The 24,639-nt window shown below is 48.5% G+C and carries 16 protein-coding genes and 1 pseudogene; 7 read left to right on the forward strand and 10 right to left on the reverse strand.

From position 1 onward, the window contains the following. Positions 1 to 21: 21 nt before the first annotated feature. From RDO88_RS09395 to RDO88_RS09420, 6 genes and pseudogenes are all read left to right on the forward strand, one after another. Positions 22 to 540, forward strand: coding sequence for an OmpH family outer membrane protein (locus RDO88_RS09395; protein WP_288316288.1), 519 nt, complete (start codon positions 22 to 24; stop codon positions 538 to 540). 65 nt (positions 541 to 605) lie between these two features. Continuing rightward, positions 606 to 1,112 carry an OmpH family outer membrane protein gene (locus tag RDO88_RS09400; protein ID WP_307759119.1) on the forward strand — a complete coding sequence of 169 codons (507 nt, stop codon included), beginning with the start codon at positions 606 to 608 and terminating at the stop codon, positions 1,110 to 1,112. A 78-nt stretch (positions 1,113 to 1,190) separates the two neighbouring features. Next, a complete protein-coding gene (murI, locus tag RDO88_RS09405; protein ID WP_307759120.1) occupies positions 1,191 to 2,036 on the forward strand; it encodes a glutamate racemase in 846 nt (281 codons plus the stop codon). Between the two features lie 356 nt (positions 2,037 to 2,392). Next, a complete protein-coding gene (locus RDO88_RS09410) occupies positions 2,393 to 2,632 on the forward strand; it encodes a DUF2007-related protein (RefSeq protein ID WP_307759121.1) in 240 nt (79 codons plus the stop codon). A 27-nt stretch (positions 2,633 to 2,659) separates the two neighbouring features. Next, a pseudogene (proB, locus tag RDO88_RS09415) lies at positions 2,660 to 3,427 on the forward strand (glutamate 5-kinase); the annotation flags it as partial. Positions 3,428 to 3,481: 54 nt separating this feature from the next. Beyond that, positions 3,482 to 4,726, forward strand: coding sequence for a glutamate-5-semialdehyde dehydrogenase (locus RDO88_RS09420; protein ID WP_307759164.1), 1,245 nt, complete (start codon positions 3,482 to 3,484; stop codon positions 4,724 to 4,726). Here RDO88_RS09420 and RDO88_RS09425 read toward each other — a convergent pair. The 8 genes from RDO88_RS09425 to RDO88_RS09460 form a co-directional block, all read right to left on the reverse strand. Next, positions 4,723 to 5,901, reverse strand: coding sequence for a porin (locus tag RDO88_RS09425; RefSeq protein ID WP_307759122.1), 1,179 nt, complete (start codon positions 5,899 to 5,901; stop codon positions 4,723 to 4,725). The genes RDO88_RS09420 and RDO88_RS09425 overlap by 4 nt on opposite strands. Before the next feature lie 168 nt (positions 5,902 to 6,069). Next, positions 6,070 to 7,623, reverse strand: a complete 1,554-nt coding sequence (locus tag RDO88_RS09430) for a Gfo/Idh/MocA family oxidoreductase (protein WP_307759123.1) — start codon at positions 7,621 to 7,623, stop codon at positions 6,070 to 6,072. 153 nt (positions 7,624 to 7,776) lie between these two features. After that, positions 7,777 to 11,637 carry a TIM-barrel domain-containing protein gene (locus RDO88_RS09435; protein WP_307759124.1) on the reverse strand — a complete coding sequence of 1,287 codons (3,861 nt, stop codon included), beginning with the start codon at positions 11,635 to 11,637 and terminating at the stop codon, positions 7,777 to 7,779. Positions 11,638 to 11,679: 42 nt separating this feature from the next. Further along, positions 11,680 to 13,467 carry a right-handed parallel beta-helix repeat-containing protein gene (locus RDO88_RS09440; RefSeq protein WP_307759125.1) on the reverse strand — a complete coding sequence of 596 codons (1,788 nt, stop codon included), beginning with the start codon at positions 13,465 to 13,467 and terminating at the stop codon, positions 11,680 to 11,682. 123 nt (positions 13,468 to 13,590) lie between these two features. Continuing rightward, complete coding sequence (locus tag RDO88_RS09445; RefSeq protein WP_307759126.1) at positions 13,591 to 15,390, reverse strand: RagB/SusD family nutrient uptake outer membrane protein; 1,800 nt, start codon at positions 15,388 to 15,390, stop codon at positions 13,591 to 13,593. 27 nt (positions 15,391 to 15,417) lie between these two features. Continuing rightward, a complete protein-coding gene (locus RDO88_RS09450) occupies positions 15,418 to 18,579 on the reverse strand; it encodes a SusC/RagA family TonB-linked outer membrane protein (protein WP_307759127.1) in 3,162 nt (1,053 codons plus the stop codon). Between the two features lie 305 nt (positions 18,580 to 18,884). Then, entirely contained in the window at positions 18,885 to 20,054 is a 1,170-nt protein-coding gene (locus RDO88_RS09455) for a FecR domain-containing protein (RefSeq protein WP_307759128.1), read from the reverse strand. Between the two features lie 82 nt (positions 20,055 to 20,136). Further along, entirely contained in the window at positions 20,137 to 20,661 is a 525-nt protein-coding gene (locus RDO88_RS09460) for an RNA polymerase sigma-70 factor (RefSeq protein WP_307759129.1), read from the reverse strand. 159 nt (positions 20,662 to 20,820) lie between these two features. Between RDO88_RS09460 and RDO88_RS09465 the strand changes: the two genes are divergently transcribed. Beyond that, a complete protein-coding gene (locus RDO88_RS09465) occupies positions 20,821 to 21,774 on the forward strand; it encodes an acetylornithine carbamoyltransferase (RefSeq protein WP_307759130.1) in 954 nt (317 codons plus the stop codon). Between the two features lie 82 nt (positions 21,775 to 21,856). On the opposite strand, the gene RDO88_RS09470 is transcribed toward RDO88_RS09465, so the two are convergent. Together RDO88_RS09470 and RDO88_RS09475 are read right to left on the reverse strand one after the other, a co-directional pair. Then, positions 21,857 to 24,190 carry a family 20 glycosylhydrolase gene (locus RDO88_RS09470; protein WP_307759131.1) on the reverse strand — a complete coding sequence of 778 codons (2,334 nt, stop codon included), beginning with the start codon at positions 24,188 to 24,190 and terminating at the stop codon, positions 21,857 to 21,859. A gap of 49 nt (positions 24,191 to 24,239) precedes the next feature. After that, entirely contained in the window at positions 24,240 to 24,626 is a 387-nt protein-coding gene (locus RDO88_RS09475) for a rhodanese-like domain-containing protein (protein ID WP_307759132.1), read from the reverse strand. Positions 24,627 to 24,639 lie beyond the last annotated feature (13 nt).

Consider the following 24,639-nt stretch of genomic DNA (forward strand, 5'->3'; position numbering starts at 1 on the left):
TTTCACCAAAACCGAATAATCATGAAAAAGAATGTTTTAACAACCTTATTGCTGCTGGCTGTATTCAGCCTGGCGGCACACGCGCAGAAGTTCGCCCTGATCGACATGGAATATATCCTGAAGAACATCCCTGCCTACGAACAGGCCAACCAGCAGCTGGAGCAGGCCAGCAAACAATGGCAGGCCGAAATAGAGAAAGCCGGTCAGGAAGCCAAGAACCTGTATGAAAGCTATCAGGCCTCGGCCAAGAATCTGAGCGACGCCCAACGTACCCAGAAGGAAAACGAAATAGTAGAGAAGGAAAAATCGCTGGCCGAACTCCGCCGCAAGTACTTCGGCCCCGAAGGCGAGCTCTACAAGAAACGCGAAGCGCTGGTAGGCCCCATCCAGGACCAGATTTACAACGCCGTCAAGGAGATTGCCACACAGAAAGGATATGCCGTCGTGACCGACCGCGCATCGGCCACCAGCATCATTTTTGCCTCGCCCAGCATCGATATCAGCAACGAAGTGCTGGCAAGGTTAGGATATTCCAATTAAAATCAATACATTTGCAAACGAGAGAAGTAGAACAAGAATAAACAAATCATTTAAAAATAAACATTATGCTTAAGAAAATCGCACTCATTGTAGTTATGTTCATCCTTCCGCTGGGAATGATGGCACAATCCAAGTTCGGCCACATGAACTCACAGGAAATCATTACCGTGATGCCTGAATTCACCAAAGCTCAGACCGACATCGAAACCCTGACCAAGCAATATCGTGAAGAAATGCAGCGTTCGGAAGAAGAGTTCAACAGAAAATATCAGGAACTGCTCCAGCAGCAGGACTCTCTGCCCAAGAACATCCTCGAAAGACGTCAGAAAGAAATCAACGAAATGGCCCAGCGTCAGCAACAATTCCAGCAGGATGCCTACCAGGCAGTTGAAAAAGCCCAGCAGGAAGCCATGATGCCTATCTACAAGAAGCTGGACGAAGCCGTTCAGGCCGTAGGCAAGGCTGAAGGCGTGGTTTACATCTTCGACCTGGCCCGTACTCCGATTGCTTACATCGGTACAGAAAGCATCGACCTCACCGCCAAGGTGAAGACCCAACTGGGCATCAAATAAACGTGCATAACCATATTCAATAAAACCAAGGAAGGGGGAGGAGGCCGGTCAGGCATCTTCCCCTTCTTCATTTCACGCATGAAACAGACGTATCCTACCCAGCCCGGCCCCATCGGCGTATTCGACTCCGGTTACGGAGGCCTCACCATCCTGAGCAAAATCAGGGAAGTGCTCCCCCAATACGACTTCATCTATCTGGGCGACAACGCCCGTGCCCCCTACGGCACGCGTTCCTTCGACATCGTCTACGAATTTACCCTGCAGGCCGTCCGCCGTCTGTTCGAACTGGGATGCCATCTGGTGATACTGGCCTGCAACACCGCTTCGGCCAAGGCCCTGCGCAGCATCCAGATCAACAACCTGCCTTCGATGGACCCCGACCGCCGCGTGCTGGGCGTCATCCGCCCCACCGTGGAGTGCATCGGCAACCTGACGCACACCCGCCACATCGGCGTGCTGGGTACGGCCGGCACCATCAAGTCCGAATCTTACGTGATGGAAGTCCGCAAGCTCTACCCCGACATCCGCGTAAGCGGGCAGGCCTGCCCCATGTGGGTGCCGCTCGTGGAGTATGGCGAGTCGCAGGGCGAAGGTGCCGACTACTTCGTACAGAAGTATATCAACGCCCTGCTGAAGCAGGACGAGCAGATAGACACCGTCATACTGGGATGCACACACTATCCCCTGCTTCTGCCCAAAATCAGACGCTACATGCCCGAGGGCATCACCATCGTCTCGCAAGGCGAACTCGTGGCCGAAAGCCTGAAGGACTACCTACGCCGCCACCCCGAAATGGATGCCCGATGCACACGAGGGGGGCAATGCACCTATTATACCACGGAAGCCGAAGAAAAATTTGCCGAGTCGGCTTCGGCCTTCCTCAACGAAACCATCCGCGTCAGCCGCCTCGACCTGAACGAATAAAGGCGGCTGGCAGCCGGCTCCTCCCCTGCCCTCTCCAATACCCTCCAAGCTCCTCGTCGAGACAATGCATTGCCTCGATGCAGGACGTGCAATGTTTTGCATCAAAACATGCAATCTTTCCCGCCAGAACATGCAATGTTTTCCACCCGAACAAGCAATGTTTTTCACGAGAGAAAACAATGCTTTCCGCCAGGGAAAACAATGCTTTCTTCCACGACATGCCCCTCCGCATCGCCCCGCCATAGCTGAAAAATCGGCGCAAAAGCAGCTTTCCGAACAAATAATCGTAACACAAGAAGCAACGAATGCAGGAATTTGTTATTTTTGTAGGACCAAACCTTCAAAATCAGAAAGTCATGAAAGCTGAAGACAAAACCAAACTCGTCGAAGTGTTCAAAGGTTCCCTGTGGGAAGCCGAGTTGATCAAAGGCCTGATGGAGGCCAACGGAGTGAAAGCCGTCACCAAAGACGGAGTGGCCGTCAACGTGGCCTTGCCCGAAACGGCCATCGATGTAGCCGTACTGGTGAATGAAGCCGATTACGAAAGTGCCATGGAGGTGCTGCGCGAGCGCGACAGAGAGAAGAACCCCGAATAGCCTGCCCTCCCAATCCCCGCCACAAATATGAGACAACCATACAAACGGATTGCTGTCAAAGTGGGCAGCAACGTACTGACGCGTGCCGACGGTACGCTCGACATCACACGCATGTCGGCCCTCGCCGACCAGATAGCCGCCCTCCACAAGAGCGGCATCGAAGTTATCCTCGTATCCTCGGGTGCCGTAGCCTCGGGCAAGAGCGAAATCTGCCCGACCGGCACGCTGGATGAGGTAGACCAGCGCCAACTGTTCTCTGCCGTAGGACAGGCCAAGCTCATCAACCGCTACTTCGAGCTCTTCCGCGAACATGGCATCCCCGTGGGGCAGGTGCTCACGGTCAAGGAGAACTTTGCCTCGCACAGCCACTACGTGACGCAACAGAACTGCATGAAGGTGATGCTGGAAAACGGCGTCATCCCCATCGTCAACGAGAACGACACCATCTCGCTCAGCGAGCTGATGTTCACCGACAACGACGAACTCTCCGGCCAGATAGCTACCATGATGGATGTTCAGGCCCTCATCATCCTGAGCAACATCGACGGCCTCTACAACGGCGCACCTACCGATCCTACGGCCCACATCCTGCGCGAAATACGTCCCGACGACCGTCTGGACGACTACATCCAGAGCGGCAAGTCGAGCCTGGGGCGCGGCGGAATGCACACCAAGACACGCATCGCTCGCCAGATAGCAGCACAAGGCATCGACGTGTACATCGCCAACGGTAAGCGCAACGACATCCTGACCGACCTGATGGAGCGCCCCGAAGAGACACCCTGCACCCACTTCCTTCCCTCAACCAAACCAGCCGGAGACAATGCCCCCAGCCCCTCCTCTCCCTCATTGGAGGAAACCTTCGTAGCCGCCCGTGCCGCCAGCCTCCACCTGCTGGCCCTGAGCGATGAGGAAATAAACCGTGCCCTGTTGGCCGTGGCCGATGCGGTCGAGGAAGACACACCCTTGCTGTTGGAAGAGAACCGCAAAGACTTGGCGCGCATGAGCCCGTCCGACCCCAAGTACGACCGGCTGAAGCTGACCGAAGCCCGTCTGAAAGACATTGCCGACGGCATCCGCCACGTGGCCACCCTCCCCTCGCCGCTGGGACGCATACTCAAGGAATCGATCCTGCCCAACGGCCTCCGCCTGCAAAAGAAGAGCTTCCCCTTTGGCGTCATCGGCATCATCTACGAAGCACGCCCCAACGTGACGCTCGATGTCTTCGCCCTTTGTCTGAAGAGCGGCAATGCCTGCCTGCTGAAGGGCGGAAGTGATGCCGACCAGTCCAACCGCGCCCTGGTGCGCACCATCCATCGGGTTCTGTCGCGCCTGGGCATCGACACCCGTTGTGTGGAGCTGCTGCCCGCCACTCACGAAGCCGCCACCGAACTGATGCATGCCGAAAAGTACGTGGACCTCATCATCCCCCGCGGAGGAAGCCGGCTGATAGACTTCGTCCGCCGCGAGGCTACTGTGCCCGTTATCGAGACAGGCGCAGGTATCTGCCACACCTACTTCGACCGCAACGGTGACCTGAGCAAAGGCATGGCCATCGTACTCAACGCCAAGACCCGCCGCGTCAGCGTCTGCAATGCCCTCGACTGCCTGCTCATCGACCGCCGACGTCTGTCCGACCTGCCGCAACTCTGTGCCCCTCTGGCCGAAAAGGAAGTGACCCTCTATGCCGATGCTCCTGCCTACGCCGCCCTGCAAGGGCACTACCCCAACGAATGGCTTCGCCCGGCCGCGGAAGAAGACTTCGGACGCGAGTTTCTGGACTATAAAATGGCTGTCAAAACCGTAGAAGGACTGGACGAGGCATTGGCCCACATCCGCCGATACAGCTCCCGCCATAGCGAGTGCATCGTGACGGAAGACACCGCTACCGCCGCCCGCTTCTGCCGCGACGTGGATGCCGCCTGCGTCTACGTCAACGCCCCGACCTCGTTCACCGACGGAGGCCAGTTCGGTATGGGTGCGGAGATAGGCATCAGTACCCAGAAGCTGCATGCCCGTGGCCCCATGGCACTGGAAGAAATTACTACCTACAAGTGGATTGTCGAAGGAAACGGGCAGGTACGGAAACCTTAAAAGACGGGGATGGTATAGACAAGACCCAACGAAATGCGTTGCGAGGAAGAGTCATCAGCACCCAATGCCCGCGCACGCGACGTCAAGCCATACTTTTTGTAAAGCAGGTGCAGGTAAATCTTCAGCTCACTATTGTCCATCGGGAAATATTCCGCACAGAGCTGTGTGTTCCATGTGCGACGATAGAGGCCTTCCTCGTACGGGCCGTTGGCCTTGTAGACACCGCCCAGCTCGTAGGCTCCCTTGGCATACACATTCCAATGCTTGTGTATCCGATAGTCGAAGTTGACAATGGTGGTGAAGTACTGCACATGTTGGGCTGTCACCCCTCCCTCGGGAAGGGTGGCCGACAACTCGCTGACCAGCCCTTTCGTATCGATACCTTCGCGCGAATACATCAGGTCGACGTAAGCCACAATCGGGCCTTTCTCCCATACATTGCCGGCTGTCAGGTAAAGGATGTCGCGTTTGCGGGCCAGTTCGCCCCACGAAACGGAGTAGCGCAGGTTCAGCCCGCGGTCAAAAAAATAGCCGTCCCAGTTCAGGGTGGAGAGTACGGGTACCTTCACCTTCTCCACTCCTTCGGGCGTCCCATACAGAAAAGCCTCCTCCCCCTTGCCGGCCGCATTGTTCACGACCTGTACATTGAGGTGCTGGTCGGGCTTCAGGATGATGCAACCGTTTACTCCCGCCTGATAACAATCGATATAATTGTTGAAATCACTGAATTCACGCACACGGATGGAGTTCACCCAATACTCATAGCCGCCCAGCTGAATGGCTTGCTTGCCCACCGTCAGAGCAAAACGGGGGTTCATTTTCCAACCGACAGACGCACATTCTACCGATGAAGACAGGTTGTCTACCGAACGCGGATTGCTGTATTTATTGAACGACTGGCGGAAGTGGTAGGAAAAGTTCTTACCGAAGTCGCCCAAGAGCTCCAGGCGTACACCATTAATCTTGAAAGCTGCCTCGTCCAACGAGCCGTCCACAAAATTGGCAGCCGCCGATGTATAAAACTGCAGGTTCATGCTGCTGGATGTGATGGATTTCCCTCCTTTGGTAAAACGTTCGAGCAACGTACGACCTTCTTCGGGCTCAATCAAAGGTTCCTGAGCCTGTACAACCATACCTCCCAGCAGACAACAGAACAATAACAATGCTTTCTTCATATCAGATTCTTTTAAGATTTTGCAAAAGCAAATATATGGAAAAAGACGAACATAACAGTTCAAACAAAGAAAAAAATGGGAATGTACCTCCGCATCAAGCGGTTTCGGCACATTCCCATTCCTCAAAAGGGAGTTGTTTCCCCAAACGTTCAGAAAAGAACGTTCATTTTATTTTTTCTCAGCTTCTGCCCATTCCTTGGCACCCTGCTCTTTCAGCTTGGCAGTGAAAGCCTTGGCTTTCTCCATTGTAGCAGCTTCTTCTTCGGGGCTTGCATAAGCGTGCTTGAAGCCTTTCACTACATTCCATTCGCCACGAGTAAAGTCGGGGAATTCTACAGGAGCGCAACCGTTGTCCATAGACAATTCGCCCAGCTCGGCCAGACAGCACCATTCAGCCAGGTCATATACGTCCATATCCAAAGGAAGACCATTCTGCAGGCAGTATACCAGACGGCTGTCCATGATGAAGTCCATACCACCGTGACCACCTACTTCTTTGGCCATTTCGCCATATTTCTTCAGGATGGGGTGCTGATATTTCTCAACCAATGCCTTCATGTCGGCGTCAGACATAAATCCGTGTGCACTCAGGTCGTCTACCTTGGGCTGTACGCCAGAAGCACTCATCTGAGCAGCATCGAGAGCATAACCTTCTACCGGATACTTGTTGGCAAAGCCTTTGGTACCCGTCAGCTGATACAGACGGTTGTAGGGCTGCGGAGTCATTACGTTGTGCTGGATTTCGATAACCTTACCGTTGGCCGTGCGAATCAGCGTTGTAGTGTGGTCACCGTTACGGAAGTTGTTGCAAGTAGAATCTGCTCTTTCCTCAACCAGTGCCTTACCGATAACCGACTTGGTATCCATAGCAACCAGTGTTGTCATGCGGTCGCCGCGGTGGATATTGAGAGCTTGTGCTACGGGGCCAAGGCCGTGAGTAGCATAAACGTCGCCACGATGACGCATGTTGTAATCCAAACGCCAGCCCAGCTTGTCGCCTTCGCCGTTCTTCCAATAGTAATCCCAGAACTCGCTCAAGTTGTGGATATAGGCTCCCTGTGCACGGATCACTTCACCGAACACACCGTTCTGAGCCATGTTCAGAGTATTCATTTCGAACCAGTCATAGCAGCAGTTCTCCAGAATCATACAGTGCTTGCGGTTCTTTTCGCTCAATTCAATCAGTTCCCAGCATTCTTTCAGGTTCATAGCCGAAGGAACTTCGATGGCTACGTTCTTGCCGTTCTCCAAAGCACACTTGGCAATGGGGAAGTGATGCAACCAGTCGGCAGCGATGTAAACCAAGTCGATGTCATCGCGCTTGCACAGCTCTTCATAACCTTTGGCACCTGAATAGATGGCAGCTTTCGGCAGAGAAGCTTTCTTCAAAATCTGCTGGCAGGCCTCGGCACGCTTCTGCTCATAGTCGCAAAGAGCAACAATCTGAGTACCGGGAATGTAAGTGAAACGGGCTACGGCACCCGGGCCACGCATACCCAAACCTACAAATCCGACGCGAACAACGTCCATTTTCGGAGTTGTCAGTCCCAATACACTCTTCTGTCCGGCAGGACGTTCGGGAGTCTTCACAACGATAGTTCCGTTCTTCCACTCCCACTGGGTACCTTTGTCGTTCGTCTGAACGGTAGAGGCTGTCTGTGTAGAGCATGCACCCAACACAACAAGGCACATGGCCAACACGAATGTTCCAATTTTTTTCATAAATGGTTTTTATTTTAAAGTTAAAGAATAAAAATTGTTTCCTTTTCCGGGAGGAAAAGAGCATGCCACGACTTTGGCATACTCCCTTCCTTTATTTACAGTTTGCAAAGGTAGGCATTACTTGCCGATGAAACAAGAAGATGCCTTTCTTTTTCAGAACTTTATAACTTCCATCCGCTTATTTACCAGGAAACCGTCCTTAGCCTGCAAGTCAAACTTCACATTTCGGTTGGCTTTCAGCTTGATGACAAACAGGTCTACATCACCTTCCAGCGTCTCTCGGTTGCCCAAGTTGACAAAGGTCGGATAAAGCGCCTTCTCACCGTTGGTGTGCAGACGGTCGTTGGTCATGTTGTGCATTTCCTTCATGCCGACGGGTTCTATTCCGACAAATTCATAGTCGGACGGATTGTAAGGCAATGCAAAGCTCAGGGCATTTACCGATTTCAAAGCAGTGCCTTTCACACGGATTTCCACCGTTTCGCCCTTGACATAAGACCGTTTTGCCGTAGTCAGGCTGATGGCACCTTCTACAGGCTCTGACTTCCGATCGTCCGCACCATCTTCCAGACGGGTAGCTACGGCCGAAATGTCGTATGCGTCAATCAGCCCGTTGCCATTCAGGTCGCCACGGCTGATGTAGCCTTCGAAGTCGGAGTCACCCCGACGCAGACCTGTATAATTGGTATATGAAGTCAGGTCGTTCTCATCGATCTTCTTGTCGTTGTTGATATCGCCCGGCAGGTAACTTTCTGTACCAGGTACCTTGAACACATAGATTTCACGGCCCGAACCATAGTCACCTACTGCCTCGGCAACACTCATCTTGATGTAGCGTACAGTAGGCTTCTCACCAAAGGTGAATATCTTCGTCTCATTATCGCGCTTCCATTCGAAGGCACCGGCTTCCGTCCAGTTCTCCTTGTCCATACTATACGAAATGGTACCCTTCAGCAACGTACCGTTACCGGCATTCTCGCGAGGCAGATAGTGAAGTTTCTCAATCTGATTGATGGAGCGCAGGTCGATAATCAGGTCGAACGGTACAGCCTTCGCATTGTACTTCGTATGCCACAGCTCGCCTTCTTCGAAGTCGAACAGACGACGGATAGAGCCTCCCTGGTTGGGTACCGACGTCTCACCCACAAGACCTGTGATGGCAAATTCCAACGGATTCTGCTTGGTTGTAGCACTGCAAGTGGCCCAGTCGGACACACCATCCTTATTGACGGCACGCACCTTGAACGAGTAATTGGTTTCGGCTTTCAGGTCTTCGAACAACAGTTCCGTATCTTTGATGGTCGAATAGAGCATGCCGTTGAACTCTATTTCATAGAAATCGGCATTCTCGACCTTGTTCCATGTAGGCTTCAAGGTATAGGCTTCGGTATCGGCATCAGTAATCTGAACCTTCGGAGCGGCCAATGTACCCGATGTTACCCGATACTTGTCGGCCGGTGCAAACACAAATCCCTTCACCGTCAGGACCGTCTGTACGGCAGTAATGTCGGAAGCCCCCACTTTCACCAGCAATTGCGGATTCTTGGTGATAACCTTCTTGGCAAATTCAGTACCTGGCGTAGCAAACTGGTTCAAATTCGGCGCTTCATTGTAGTAATATACGTTTTCACCCTGATTGAAAGCATCCAGCGAGGCAGCCTCTGTCAGTTTCACTTTCCGTTTACCCACAACAACCGATACTTTCTTCGGCTTTTCGGTCACATTGATACGGAATTCGGTAGCCTTCTCACGTACAAAACCTTCGAAATCGCCCTGAGTCGGCTGAACCGTCACCGTCAGGTCGCCCTTGGCATTGACATCCGACTGGATAAGGGTTGTTGCCGAACGGCCGGCACGATACTGCTCGGTCACGCCATCGTCGTCGTATTCTGTAAATTCACTATGTCCATAAGGATACAGTTCATAGATACGCAGGTTCGGATTGATCTCGTGTACATTGTTGTTCGGATTGACCATCGGAATGATAGCACCTTTCTTAACGAATACGGGCAACTTCCAGAGCGGAGCCGCAAAATTGTTGATGATACATCCTCCCTGATAAACATCACCGGTAAAGTAGTCTACCCACTCACCTTCGGGCAAATAAATGCCGTTGCGCACATCGTTGCCCTCCCCATCGGCCTTGGTAGCCTGATAAATGGGAGCCACCAGGAAGTAGGGACCATACAGATACTGATATTGGGTAGACTTGCCCAACGTATAGGTATTGGGATATTCCAGGAACATGGCACGTATCATCGGAAGCCCGTCGATTGCCTCATGGGCTATGCTATAGGCGTATGGCATGATCTCCGACTTCAGCTTCAGATACCAGCGGTTGATGGACGTGGCAGGTTCGCCCAACGCATGCGGATACTTTTCATTGGAGCCCCAGCCATCCATATTCAACTGCATGGGCGTGAAGGCCTTCCACTGGAAATCGCGGGTATTCACTACCAGATTCTTACCACCGAAGATACCGTCCATATCCGACGTAATATTGGGATTACCCGACAGCCCCGAACCGATATAGGTAGGAATATGGAAACGGATATATTCCCAGTTACCACCTGTCTGGTCGCCCGACCAGATGCCGGCATAGCGTTGTGTACCGGCCCAACCGTCCAAACTGATGATAAACGGACGGGCATTGTTGCCATAATAGGTCATAATCTGAGCCACATCCGTAATACCGTTCAATCCGAATGAATAACCCGCACCTACCCAGGCCACGTCGGTCTTCAACACACGTACACCGGCGTCACGCACTTCCTTCACGATGTCGCGCTGGAGCAGAGGCTCTACACCTGCCTTGGGATGCAGGTCCGACTGGGTCCACAAACCGATTTCCACACCATTCTTGTGGGCATAGGTCGTCAGGTCTTTCAGATTCTGTACATTACCGTCCAGCGTGCCCGTCTGTCCATAGCCAGCACCATAACCATCGTTGGGTAACAACCAGCCAAAGGGCATATCATGGCTCTTGTAACGGTCTATCACAGCCCGTGCCGAAAACTGATAATTGTTCTTCTCGCCGTTCAACGACTCCTTGACACCACCATTGTCTTTCTGGCTTTCTTTATAACGTTTGCCATCTTCGAAGAGGATACCATTTTCATCCTCCTTCCAATAGTCACGGTTGTAGGCATTCAGGTGCCCCTGATAGAAACCGAATTTAGGCAGCAGAACCGGATTACCCGTCAGCTGGTAAAAGTCATTGAGCAGAGCAACGGCACCGTCATTGACCATCACAAACAGGTCCAGGTAATCTGTTTCGTGTGACAACTTTACCACTCCGGCTTCTTCACGGCCGAAGTCGTAAGCTCCTTTCTTGAACGTATACCACATGATACCGTAACCTTTGGTCGACCAATAGAACGGGTTGGGCGATGCCACTCCACCATCAGTCCAGCTGTTTTGGTTCTCAATAGCTATCTTACGTCCTTTATGTGAGAAACGTCCATTCTGAACGCCACCACCATAAAAATATTCGTCCGGAGCTTCCTTCAATTTCAAGGTCACTTCATTCTTGTCAAACAGGACCGGCGCCGTTTCTTCCATGACAACTGCTCCTGTCTCAAGGTTGACAACTTTCATCAAAGATGTAGCCTTGTCCAATACGACCTTTATCTTGGAGGTCGATACTGACACAGCTCCATTTTCATCCCCCAGCACCAACTCTGTAACAGATTTGCGCGGCGAATTCACCAGAATCTTAGCTTCAGGCTCCGCTTTCGGATCACGAAGGATGCCTCCTCCGTTGTCCTGAAACATTCTGAACACGTTTTTTCCATAGAAATCGAGCGTCATACGCTGGTTGTCCGAGAAAAGGACTTCCACCGTTGTCGGGTTAAGGCGGTTGATTCCTACCACCCGAACCGCAGGTTGCGTAATCTCGAGACTACTTTTCACCCCACATCCAGCCTGTGCTGTCCACTGGGGAGAAGGCAAAAGCAAAGCCAAGGCAAAAGGCATTACTTTCCATTTTTCCGGATTGCCAAAAAAGTTTCTCATACTTGTTTATAAATTAAGTTAGTTAGAAGTATTTATCGGTTCTTATTCTTCAATTGATACATTGGTTACCCGTTCCAGCCGGAAACGGTTCTTATTAAAATGAAAAGGAGGATACTCCTGATTGGTTCGGATAACATTGTTCCGAAAAACAAGTCCATCCACCGATTTCGCATAAAGAATCGGAGCATCAAATGTATCAAACGTATTGTTCTCTATCACAATGCCTCCATTCTTTCCGCCATGGAAATAGCTCTGCTGATTCTCAAGGTCAGGTATTTCGGGATAAATGGATATCACGGCATTGGTAAACTGATACAAACTGGTCAAAGCATTGATGAAACGATTGTTACGAATCACGACGTTGCGGCAGGCTCCTGTTTCAAACCAACCGTTACAATCGCCGCACAACAATATTGCGGTTCCCGAAGTATGGTCAAACGTATTATTCTCAACCACAGTGGGACGAGGCGTACTGAACAATGCTCCACGAGCCCGGTTATTGCGAATCAGGTTTCCTGAGAATAACACTTCAGGTGCCCAAGTCAGATTTTCGATTCCAAAACTACCTTCTATACCGATTGTCCGCTCAAAGGGTTTCTCAAAAGTTATCAAAAATTCACGGGCGCCTTCAGTCGTTTCCCGATCGTAAGGACGGATAGAAGCAATTCGGTTCGTATCACCTACCAGCTCCATGGTGCGCGAACGGATAAATTGTACGTCATCACCAGGGCGTCCCCATTCGAAGCCCCACGACTGGCCATGCATATATCGCCCTACAAGCGTACGGTCATCCACTTTCTTAATGACCTTCAGGTAAGTGCCATGTACATTGATGGCATCGTCCATCATTCCCTCGTAAAGACCGTTACATGATACTATTTTACCTTTACAACCCGAGAAATGAGTAGCATCCGCCTGTGTCGTAAAATAACGGGGATCATCACTTCCTTTCAGACAAACATTAAATTTCTCCAACGTAATATTCTCGCAAAGCTGTGCCAACAAGCCCATACCTTCCGCATAATGCACACGAATATTCTCCAAACGTGTATTCACATTATGAGACAGAAAAATACCCGGTGTAGGACGCCCTGCTCCACGCATCACAAACACGGTACCCGGCACCAGCTTATCATCTTTCCAGAAAGGGGCCTGTATACATCCGTCTTTTCTCTGAAAGACTCCTTTGGTATTACATCCCCGGTCACCGGCATTGTATACAATCCGTTTGGTCGTTTTCTCGAAAGCCATTCCCCAACCATGTCTCACCGTCCAACCCTCACCATAGGCTTCAAACACACTATCTTTAGTGATGCGATAGTTTACCCACGATGCCGGACGAAAAGCGATTCCACGCTGAGAGTCGTTCTCTACTATTTCCACCTGAGCAATATGCGGATTGGTAAAGTCGATGCTGAAATCTTTTAAAGTACACATCTCTGAATGAAGCAACGATATCGGCAACATCCTTCCATGAAAAACAAACGAGGCTCCTCCTCCATCCAGCGTCAGATGTTTCATTCCTTCCAAAGCGATCCCTACCTTCTTCGGATTATCCTGATCATGATTGGATATATAATATTCCCTCACAGACGAACCCTTTTCATAAAAATGATAAGTTCCTGCCTGAAAACGCACAACAATGCTATCGGCATCTCCACATTCAGCCTTGATTTTCTTCAGGATTTTAGGCCATACAGCCGAAACATTTTTTTTACTACCGGCTCTCAAGCCGAAATCAGCCACATCATAAATTTTAGTTTCTTGCGCAAAAACCGCAGACGACAACCATAATCCCAACAATAAGAACAGCACCTTCAGTTCATTCATGATCTTTAGATTCAGTTTTTTAGTTATAAAAAGAGGATGTCTGAATGTAATCGGACATCCTCTGCAAAGATACTTAGATTTTAAAAAGGTAGAAGATATTATGGCTTTAATTTATTTTAAAGATCAAGGGTTCTGCTCCAGCTTATAAGGATAAGCATCGTACTGAGCTTGCGGTATGAATTCGCACACCGAAGGAGAGTTGTAAGGTATCTCCAGATAACGGTCACCCTGCTTCAACGTATGGCCACCCGGATATTTTCTGTCCATTGTCTGACGCCAGCGGAAGACATCGAAACGACGAAGACCTTCCCATGCAAATTCCAACATACGCTCTTCCTCGATAATCTTATGAACATCTTTCGGCTGACCGTTTTCAGCAGTCTTGATATTTTCCAATGTCCATTCGGGAATACCGGCTCTTTCACGAAGCACATTTACATCATCCAATGTTGCTTTCGTATCACCACCCTTCTCCAGATTAGCCTCTGCACGTATCAGGTACATTTCGGCCAAACGGGAGATAATGGGCGACCAGAGATGATAATACTGTTCCTGATAAGAACATTTGTTAATGGCATAAACCAAGAACATAGCTTCTTTCTGACGCAGTGTCTTGGCATCGTATACACGAGGCTCGATACGTCCAATGTATTTTGTACCATCCGAAGCCACTACATAATAGCGGGTACCTAAATTATAAGGTTCGGACTGAATAGTTGCGCTTTTGAAAGACTGCGCATCTGCAGCACTCATTGCATAGGTGCCATCAGCTTGCTTTGTGATGGAAATCTGGCGATATTCATAATTGGCATTCGCACCAGCCTGTTTGGCTGTATAAACAAATGTCCAATCCTTATAATTCCGTTCAGGATTACCTGTAATAGGATAAATATCCGTATTGGTTCCATCCTCCACATAGCGCTTGGTTATAAAACTGCTGCGCAAATCTTTGGGGTAACCCTTATCGTCCAAATACAGTTCCAATAGTTCAAGATAGCGGGAAGAAGCGTACATCTCCTCCCAACCACTTTGGTCAACACGAATGTACAAGCCGCCCATTTTTCCATATCCGCCATCATCTTTCAGTTTAGTACGGCGAACAGCAAAAATGGTCTCTGAATTTTCTTCCGGAACATATTGGGAATAAACGGCATATTTTTCTGCCGGCAACAGTTCAAAACGCCCCGAATTAATTACATTATTTGCCATTTCCCATGCACCGTCCCAATTCTCCATATAGAGATACACTCTGGCAAGCAATGCCTGAGCTGCTTCTTTAGTTGCATAACAACTGTTTTTCGGAGACATTCCTTCCGGCAATGTCAAATAAGTAATGGCATCCTTCAAGTCATTTACAACCTGATCATAAACTTCAGCTACCGTCGAACGGCTTTTAGGCAAATCATTCGGATCGCTGTTCAACTTCAACGGGAGACCTGGATTTTGAGTTGGATTATTGGAATAGGGCTGTGCAAATTCATTGACCAGCAAGAAATAGGACAATGCGCGCAGGTAATAATTCTCACCCATTAAAACTGTTTCTTCGGCAGTCCGATTTTCTCCCAATTCCTTACCCATCTCAATAACTAAATTACAGTTACCGATGGTACGATATCCCAACTCCCAAGCATATTCAGTAATGGAGCTGGCAATATTGCGGCTATAATCATACAATGCATATTTTGTATCGGTAGATGTACCTCCCCAAGACAAATCATCGGCACCGTAAGCCCAGAAATAGTATCCGTAATCTATCAATCCGCCATCATACTTCAACATGCTGTAGCTACCTTGAGCCAGTTCAACCATGTTACGTGCTGTGATGTCTTCTCCTGTCACACCATCGTACATATTTACGTCCAAACTACATCCTGACAAAACAGACAATGCAGTCATGGTTCCTAATACATATTTTAGTTTCATAGTTTGTTCTTTATGGGTTATCATTATTTAGAAATTAACACTCAGACCTACGGTAAATCGTCTTACAGTAGGATAACCATAACTTCCGGCATTACCGTTATAGCTTGAAGAGAGCAGAATTTCCGGATCCTGGCCTGAGAATTTTGTAATCGTAAACAGGTTTTCACCGCCTACACTAAGATTTGCACCTTTTATCTTCATCGGCTCCAACCATTTCTTGGGGAAGCTGTAAGAAATCGATAAAGATTTCAACTTGAAATAATCACCGCTTTCCAGATAACGGGTAGAAGTATTGGCCGCATCATTGTTACCACCGGCAATCAGTTGAGGATGTGTAGCAATATCACCTGGCTTCTCCCAACGGCTCCATCCGTCTGCCAACTTCATGGCCGGCTGTGAAGGACGTTCACCGTCACGGTCGAGGGCACCGGCACGCATACCGTTGTAAATCTTGGCACCGGCACTGAACGTAAAGTTCGCATTCAATGACAGACCTTTCCACGTCAGATTAGTCCCTAAAGCACCGTTAATCTTAGGTGTAGGGGAAGCATCAAGCAACACACGTGTTGCCTCGTTATAATTACTTGTTACAGTTTTTTCACCGGTTGCTTCATCGACTTTATACCACAGAGGTTTACCAGTCATTGTATCCACACCGGCCCATTCCTGCATGTACCAGTTCATATATGGATAGCCTACAGCTACAGCCTGCATCGTCAGGTCGTCTCCATCGGGCATATAAGTCACTTCGTTACGGTTATACCCCATATTGAAGCTGATATCCCAATACCAATCCTTCGTACGGATTATTTCAGGCGTAACAGTCAGTTCGACACCCGAGTTCTCCATTTTACCGTTATTGGCTGTCTGGCGGTTGAAACCAGTTACAGCAGGCAAATGGCGCAGATAAATCAGATTCTTTACCTTCTTCAAATAATAATCGAATGTGATGTTTACACGATCAAACAGACGAATGTCCACACCGGCATCAAAGTTAGCCGTTTCTTCCCATGACAAATCGGGATTTCCCTGATAGTTGGACAAGAATGCTATTTCGTTGGCATATTGCGACGTATAGCTATATACTGTGGCCCATTCATAAGCGCCACCTGGCTGGTTACCGCTGATACCGTAAGAGACACGGGGTTTCAATTCATTAATCCAACCCAATTCACTGATAAAATCTTCCTTGTGCATGTTCCAACCTGCACCTACCGACCAGAAAGTGGCCCAACGCTTACCGCTACCGAATTTCGAAGAACCGTCACGACGAATCATACCCTGAATCAGATACTTACTGTCAAACGAATAGTTAACGTTCAGATATATAGCTGCATTCTTCGATTCAGATTTGGTACCACTGGCTGTAGGGTCGTCAGCACCCGCATTGATGATTTCTGCACCTTTGAAAATCTTATAGGCAGTTGCGCTAAGGTCCCAATAACGATACTCATCATAATCGTAACCCAAGTAAGCATTGATTTCATGCTTTTCACCAAAAGTCTTCAGGAAACGCAATAACTGGCTGGTATAAATGGAACGAGTGTTAGATTCACCATCATAATAAGAGCCATTGGTACCCGCTCCCGAACGGCTGTCCGGATCTACGTATGAACTGGAATAACTGTTATTGAAACCGATGCGGTTGTTTGACTCAAACGTCAATCCTTCGATGATCTTGAAATCGAAACCAACACCCAAATCTATACCATTGTTACGGCTCTTACCCCAATTGAGATGACGGTCATACAAATAGTTGGAACCACCGTCAGAGTACCAATAATCATCCGGATTGGCCGTCAAAGCAGCATCTCCTTTCGGAGTTCCCTGGCTACCGTCCTTTAGATTTCCCTGAGAATCCCAAGGGGTATCCCACGGTGTGTAACTGGTATATGCCAGAGAATGTTCCTGATTGAAAGTTTCTTTATAGCTTGCAGCAATCTTTGCCTTCAGCGTCAAGCGGTCGTTTACAATATAATCGGTGTTTGAGCGGAAAGTAAAGCGGTCATAGTCGAATCCCTTGATGGTACCTTCTTCCGTATAGTAGTCACCGGACACATAAGACTTGATTTTGTCGTTTCCGTATCGGTAACCGATGTTATAGTTCTGTGTCAACGCATTTTGGGTAGCCAAATCCCACCAATCGAAATTACGTTCACGCAGATAAGGCTGCAACCAAGTCTGCGCCTCCAAGGTACCTGCATTCTTATAGGCGGTATACACATAATCATAATATTCAGCACCCGACATCATTTCCAGATTACCTTTCTGCAACTGTGACACACCAAACTTGGCAGACAAATCAATCTGTGAAGTACCGGTAGTAGCACGTTTGGTTGTCACCTGGATTACACCGTTGGCACCACGAGAACCATAAAGAGCTGTAGCCGAACCGTCTTTCAAGATAGAAATTGTTTCGATATCATTGGGGTTCAGATCTGCAGAAGAAGCGCCTACCACACCATCAATCACCCACAACGGTTCTACATTACCGCGGATAGAACCGATACCACGGACACGGATACTGACACCATCACCCGGACGACCGGAAGTTGGAGCAACTACCGCACCGGCAACCTTACCTTGCAACATGTTGGCAACACTCGGTGTCGTGACATCTTTCAGCTTTTCGGCCTTGATAGAAGAAATAGAACCAGTAATGGAGCTCTTGCGCTGCATACCATAACCGACAACAACCACTTCGTCCAAAGCTTCTGCATCCGGAGACAATTTGACGGTCACTTTGTCTGTACCATTTACAACGACTTCCTGATCGGCATAGCCAATAAAAGATACTACTAACGTAGTTCCTTTCGGCACATTCAATGTAAAATTACCATCAAGGTCAGTCACCGTACCAATGGAAGTATTTCCCTTGACTGTAATATTCGCGCCAGGCACGGTTTCACCATTCTCATCGAATATCTGGCCTGTCACCTTAATGGTACTACCTTGTTGCTGTACGGCAGGAGCTTTCTTCATAACAGTAACCTGACGGTCACTGATTTTATACTCCAGATTGGCCGCATCAGCCACTTCCTTCAAAATCTCTTCAATAGCCTTACCATTGGTATTGACAGATACTTTTTTATCCAGTTCAGACAACATTCCCTTAGAATACAGGATAACCAGATTACTGTTCTTCTCAATATAGCTGAACAGCTCTTTTACCGTTAAAGTGGTCTGCACTGCTTGTACATTACTTCCGCCAACAGCGGCATGAAGGGGAAACAAGCCTCCTTCTGTTACTAAAAAAACACTAATTAATAGATAAAGAGATAAAAAATATCCCTTCATCCTACGAAAAGATGCTTTCTTTTTCATACTTTCGTACTGATTTTGGTTACTAAAAATGGGAAAATTAAAATCACTTTCAGTCGGGCAATATTGCGAGTATTGTCCGACTTTTTTTCTAATGGTCCAGGTTGTTACTATTCATTTACATTAAAAATATAGTTAATGTTATTATCAATGGTATTGAACTCAATCTACAGTTATTTTTCCACTCCATGCAACAATGAAGCCATTTCTTCAGGCAATGTCTGTCTGATTGATTCCAATACTTTATCTAATTCTTCATTCAAAAACAATTTTCCATAAAACAATTCATTCTCTATTGCCGGATCACAAGCCAGCGGCTTTCCGTAATACTCACTCAAATAAGCCAATACCTCTTTAAGCGGTTTTCCGTTCAACACCCAAATTCCATCCACCCAATGGATATAATCTGACGCATTGACCACTTCCTTCTGCATAACTCCGGCATCATCCAACTGTACCCGTTCGTTAGGCTGCATTCTGACATGCCTGTCGGCCACATCCTTCACATCTACCGAACCTTCGACCAGCACGACCGAAGCATGTGCATCTCCCTTATAAGCCGACACATTAAAAGAAGTTCCAAGCACCTCTACATCGAGGGTTGAAGTGTTGACTATAAACGGTTTGGTTTCATCATGAGTCACCTGCAAATAGACTTCACCTTCTACAAAGATTTCTCTCCTATCCCCTTTAAAGGAACGGGGATAAATCACCTTAGTGCCAGAATTAACCCACATACGGCTATTGTCTGCCAAAATCACCATAGAACGCCTGCCTTTCGGCACAATCAACTGATTGTATTCCGGTTCATTCCCTGAAGCCGGTTCTTCAGTTTCTTTTTTATTCTCGCCAGTTTCTGCCAATTTCGTAGAATTGACACTAACCTGCCCCGCTACATTATAAGCAACTTTCGAATTATTGGCCAACTCAATCTTTTCTTCTTCCGAAACGACCAAGGTTACCTCTTGAACTTCATCCGTATCCGCCAATAAGATTTGCTCCATTTTAGCCCGTTCATCCACTCCTGTATTTTCCCCTCCCAAATAGAAGAAGGCCGCTCCAATCAATATGGCAACTGAAGCTGCTGCACTCCACACCGGCCAAAGACGTCGTTTGCGTTCAACAGACTTATGGTTCTCCGCCTGCCTGATCTTTTGAAGGGTCTTTTCCCAGACTCTCCCCGAACCGGCATCCGAAGGACGACATTCATCCCATACGAACAGCAGTTTTTCATCCTCTTCGTCCACGTCAGTCCAATCCCCTCTCCGCATATTTCTCGGTTCATCCAAACGGGACGCTAACATTTCATACCTATTATTATGTTCCTTTTTGTCGTCTTTCATCACAATGCAATATATCTAAGTAGACGCAATATTTCGAAGAATCTCCTATTCCATCTACGTTTTTTTTCAATTAAAATTCAAATTATTTTTTCAGAGCAGATGATATTGCCTCTAAAGCCTTGGCTATATGGATATTAATAGTCTTTACAGAAATACCTAAAAAATCAGCAATTTCCTTATAAGGCAGCCGTTCAATCTTGGCCAATACAAAAACCTGCCTGCAGCGCGGAGGCAACTGGGCGATAATCCGATTGATACGAGTCATCTCCTCCTGACTTATCAAGCGCGTATCAGGCGTCTGCAAATCAACCGGCACCCCATAGTCTTCTATTTCCTCCCATGAAACGGAAGCCATTTCAGATGTTTTCTTCCGTAAAAACGAAACGGCCTTATTGTGAGTGACCGTAAGCAACCAAGTCTTTTCATTCCTTACACTGGAAAATTTATCACGGTTCTGCCAAACCTCAAAAAAGACATCACTCACAATTTCTTCCGCCTCTTCTTTGGAGTGGACCAAATACTGTGCATAATAAAGCAAATCATTGGAATACACCTCAACCAAACGTTGAAGCGAACGCTCATCCATATAATTGCTTTGACTATACATCTACCATTTCTTCTTTTTTATTATACCAGCATCCAAAGAAACAAAATATAAACAAATGCTTCTTCGGACAATATCCGGCAAAGATAGCAAAATCAGGCTTGTAAAAACGATTTTTTTACGTAAATTTGCTACCCATTAATTTTCAAAATGAAACAAGTTATGAAAAAGTTTACCTGCGTGCAGGATATCGGGAACCTGAAAACTGCACTTGACGAGGCATTCGAAATCAAAAAAGACCGGTTCAAATATGTAGAACTGGGCCGCAACAAGACACTGATGATGATATTCTTCAACTCCAGTCTGCGTACGCGACTGAGTACACAGAAAGCCGCGCTGAATCTGGGAATGAATGTCATCGTGCTCGACATCAACCAAGGAGCCTGGAAACTGGAAACCGAACGGGGGGTCATTATGGACGGCGACAAGCCCGAACATCTGCTGGAAGCCATTCCCGTCATAGGTTGCTACTGCGACATCATCGGCGTACGTTCGTTTGCTCGTTTTGAAAACAAGGAATACGACTATAACGAGGTCATCCTCAATCAGTTTATCCAATATTCAGGTCGTCCCGTCTTTTCGATGGAAGCCGCTACACGGCACCCTCTCCAGAGCTTTGCCGACCTCATCACGATTGAAGAGTACAAGAAAAAAGAACGCCCCAAAATCGTAATGAGCTGGGCTCCCCATCCACGTCCTCTTCCACAGGCTGTCCCCAATTCATTCGCCGAATGGATGAACGCCACAGATTATGAATTCGTCATCACGCACCCCGAAGGCTACGAACTCGACCCGAAATTCGTAGGTAATGCCCGCGTGGAATACGACCAGATGAAAGCCTTTGAAGGTGCCGACTTCGTTTATGCCAAGAACTGGGCAGCCTATACCGGCGACAATTATGGCCAGATTTTGAGTAAAGACCGTGCCTGGACGGTAAGCGACCGCCAGATGGCCGTCACCAACAATGCCTACTTCATGCACTGCCTGCCTGTACGTCGCAACATGATTGTGACCGATGACGTCATCGAAAGTCCGCAAAGCATCGTTATCCCCGAAGCTGCCAATCGCGAAATTTCGGCAACGGTTGTATTAAAGTGTCTGTTGGAGAGTCTGTAAATCGGCTTCTTCAAATAAAAAGTAAAAGAGGCAGAATTTTCGGATTTCTGCCTCTTTTACTTTTTTACACTATTCCAAAATCTTATTCCAGAATAATTTCATCTACAAACAGGAAGCCCGGATTTCCCTTGCCACCATGCCAAGACGGAATTTCACGCTCGGAAAGCGCCTTCACCTTGACGTAACGCGTCTTTACCGGATCAAATTCCAGCTTGTGAATATAAATCTGGTTGGGATCGTCGGCCTTCATCGCGGGATAAGACTCGGAAGCTACTTCCTTGAACGTCTGGTTATCATCCGAAACCGAAACCGTAATGCCGCGGGCATCGAATATCCAGTCACCCTTCTCCACACAAGTATGCAGAGTCATCGAAGAGATATCCGTCGGCTCCTTCAGGTCGATAACGGCTTCCATGTCATTCCGGTAGAAAGCAATCCAACGGCCGGTCTTATAATTTCTATTGCCCGTCATACCGTCCACCAATACCGTAGCACCGGTAAATTCGTATTGCTTGTTGATGGGCTGCAACATGGTAATCGGTTTCATCGACGATTTGCTGAAGCTGATTTCATCGATTGTCACCTTTGATTTTCCGGAAGGACGGATGGCTACCGTACGAAGCGTACAGGGTTTGTCAATCTTCAACACTTCCGTATATTGCTGCGAAGCACTGGTAGGCTCACTGCCATCCAATGTATAGTAAACAGGGGCATTGTCTATCGTGCGGGCAGTGACATCGAGCGTACCGGTTTCGGCATTGGGAGTCAGATTGAGCCGTACATCAAAGATATGTGTCGCATAGTTCCAGCCATTTTTCTGATAGATGTCGACCAGACGGCTTACACGCTTCAGGAACGATTCATAATCTTTCTTGTCAGACAAACTCCACTGCACTTCGCACAGGGCTGCCATACGGGGCAATACCATATACTGTGCCTGTTTCAGGTCGGGAATGTACTCTGTCCACAAGTTAGCCTGTACACCGATGATGTACTTCTGCTCTTCCGGCGACAAAGCCTTGGGCATGGGTTCGTAACTATACACACGCTCCATAGGCAGATATCCTCCGATAGCCAGCGGCTCGGTATCGGTATCCTTCGACTGATAGTAATCGAAATACAGGTACGTATTGGGAGTCATTACCACGTCGTGACCCTGCTTGGCAGCTTCAATACCTCCGCCTTCACCACGCCAGGACATCACAGTGGCACCCGGAGCCAGACCGCCTTCCAGCGTCTCGTCCCAGCCAATCATCTTACGGCCTTTCGAGCCAAGGAAAGCTTCGGCTTCATGAATGACAAAACTCTGCAAACGTTCTTCCTTGGTATGCTTGCTGTCGCTCTTCAGCCCCAACGCCTTGATGCGTGCCTGGCACTTGGGACACTTTGCCCATACCGTCTTGGGACATTCGTCACCTCCCACATGAATGTATTCGGAGGGGAATATTTCTACGATTTCAGCCAGTACGTCCTTCACAAACTGGATGGTCTGGTCGTTGCCCGCACACAGCACATTGTCCGAAACGCCCCACTGCGTCCATACTTCATACGGGCCACCCGTACATCCCAGTTCAGGATAAGCAGTCAAAGCAGCCTGCATGTGTCCGGGCAGGTCGATTTCGGGTATCACCGTAATATAACGTTCGGCAGCATAGGCAATTATTTCCTTTGCCTGCTCCTGCGTATAGAAACCACCGTAAGGCTTTCCGTCGTACTTGCCGCTATTGCGCCCGATAACCGTTTCCTTGCGCTGCGAAGCAATTTCTGTCAGTTTCGGATATTTCTTGATTTCAATTCGCCAGCCCTGGTCGTCAGACAGATGCCAGTGCAGACGGTTGATGTTGTGAAGTGCCAGCATGTCGATATAGCATTTCACATCGTCTACAGAAAAGAAGTGACGGCTTACGTCCAACATCATGCCACGATAGCCGAAACGAGGTTCGTCGGCAATGCGCACAGCCGGCAGTTCGATGTTACCGCCCTCGGCTACGCCAATCGACTTGCGCAATGTCTGGATGCCATAGAACACACCGGCCTCGGTCGGTGCGGAAATCACGACCTGACCTTGTTTCACGTCTAATGAATAGGCCTCCGGATTTTCTTTCTCCAGGCCCAATTGCAAAAGAATGCCTCCTTGTCCTTCTCCGCCTTCTTTCACGTTCAACTTGATACCGGTCTGGCTTTCGACGTACGATGCCAGGAACTCAGCATTCCGGCGCATCTTTTCATTGCCAGCCGTATAATAAACTGTCGTACCGTCCTTCAGGACGAAAGGAGCATCCTGGGCAGTCGCAATTTCCACAGGAATGGGAACTACCTCATAATCGGCAACCACTGGTGCCTTACCCGCGCAGGAAGTCAGGAACAATCCCGCCACAACCAGGCTTCCCCAACTGAAAACTGATAAATTTCTCATGTTCAAAAGTGTATAAAGTTAATAAAGAGTGATGATAATTCGCATTTCATTATTTTTCCACCTTTCCTCCGGCTTCCACCCAACCGTTGAACCCGGTGCTCAGTTCATAGACCTTGAAACCTTTCCCAACCAGTATGCGGGCAGCCTTTTTACTCCGTTTGCCACTGCGACAATAGAGGGCCACTGGGCGCGAAGACTGCAGAACCGAGTCGGCAACCGCTGCAAAAGAGTCATCCAACACATTGACATTCATGCTGCCGGGAATATGCCCTTCGGAATATTCGGCAACCGTACGCACGTCCAGTCGCTGCACTTCCGGGTCATTGATTACATTGGCAAAGTCACTGACAGACAAGGATTCAAAGCCTTCTCCTTTCTGCTGGCAGGAAAAAAGGGAAGAAAACAACAGACAAAATGATGCAAACAATGTTTTCATAATCATATTCAAT

The organism is uncultured Mediterranea sp. (assembly GCF_902493215.1).
Lineage (GTDB): Bacteria > Bacteroidota > Bacteroidia > Bacteroidales > Bacteroidaceae > Bacteroides.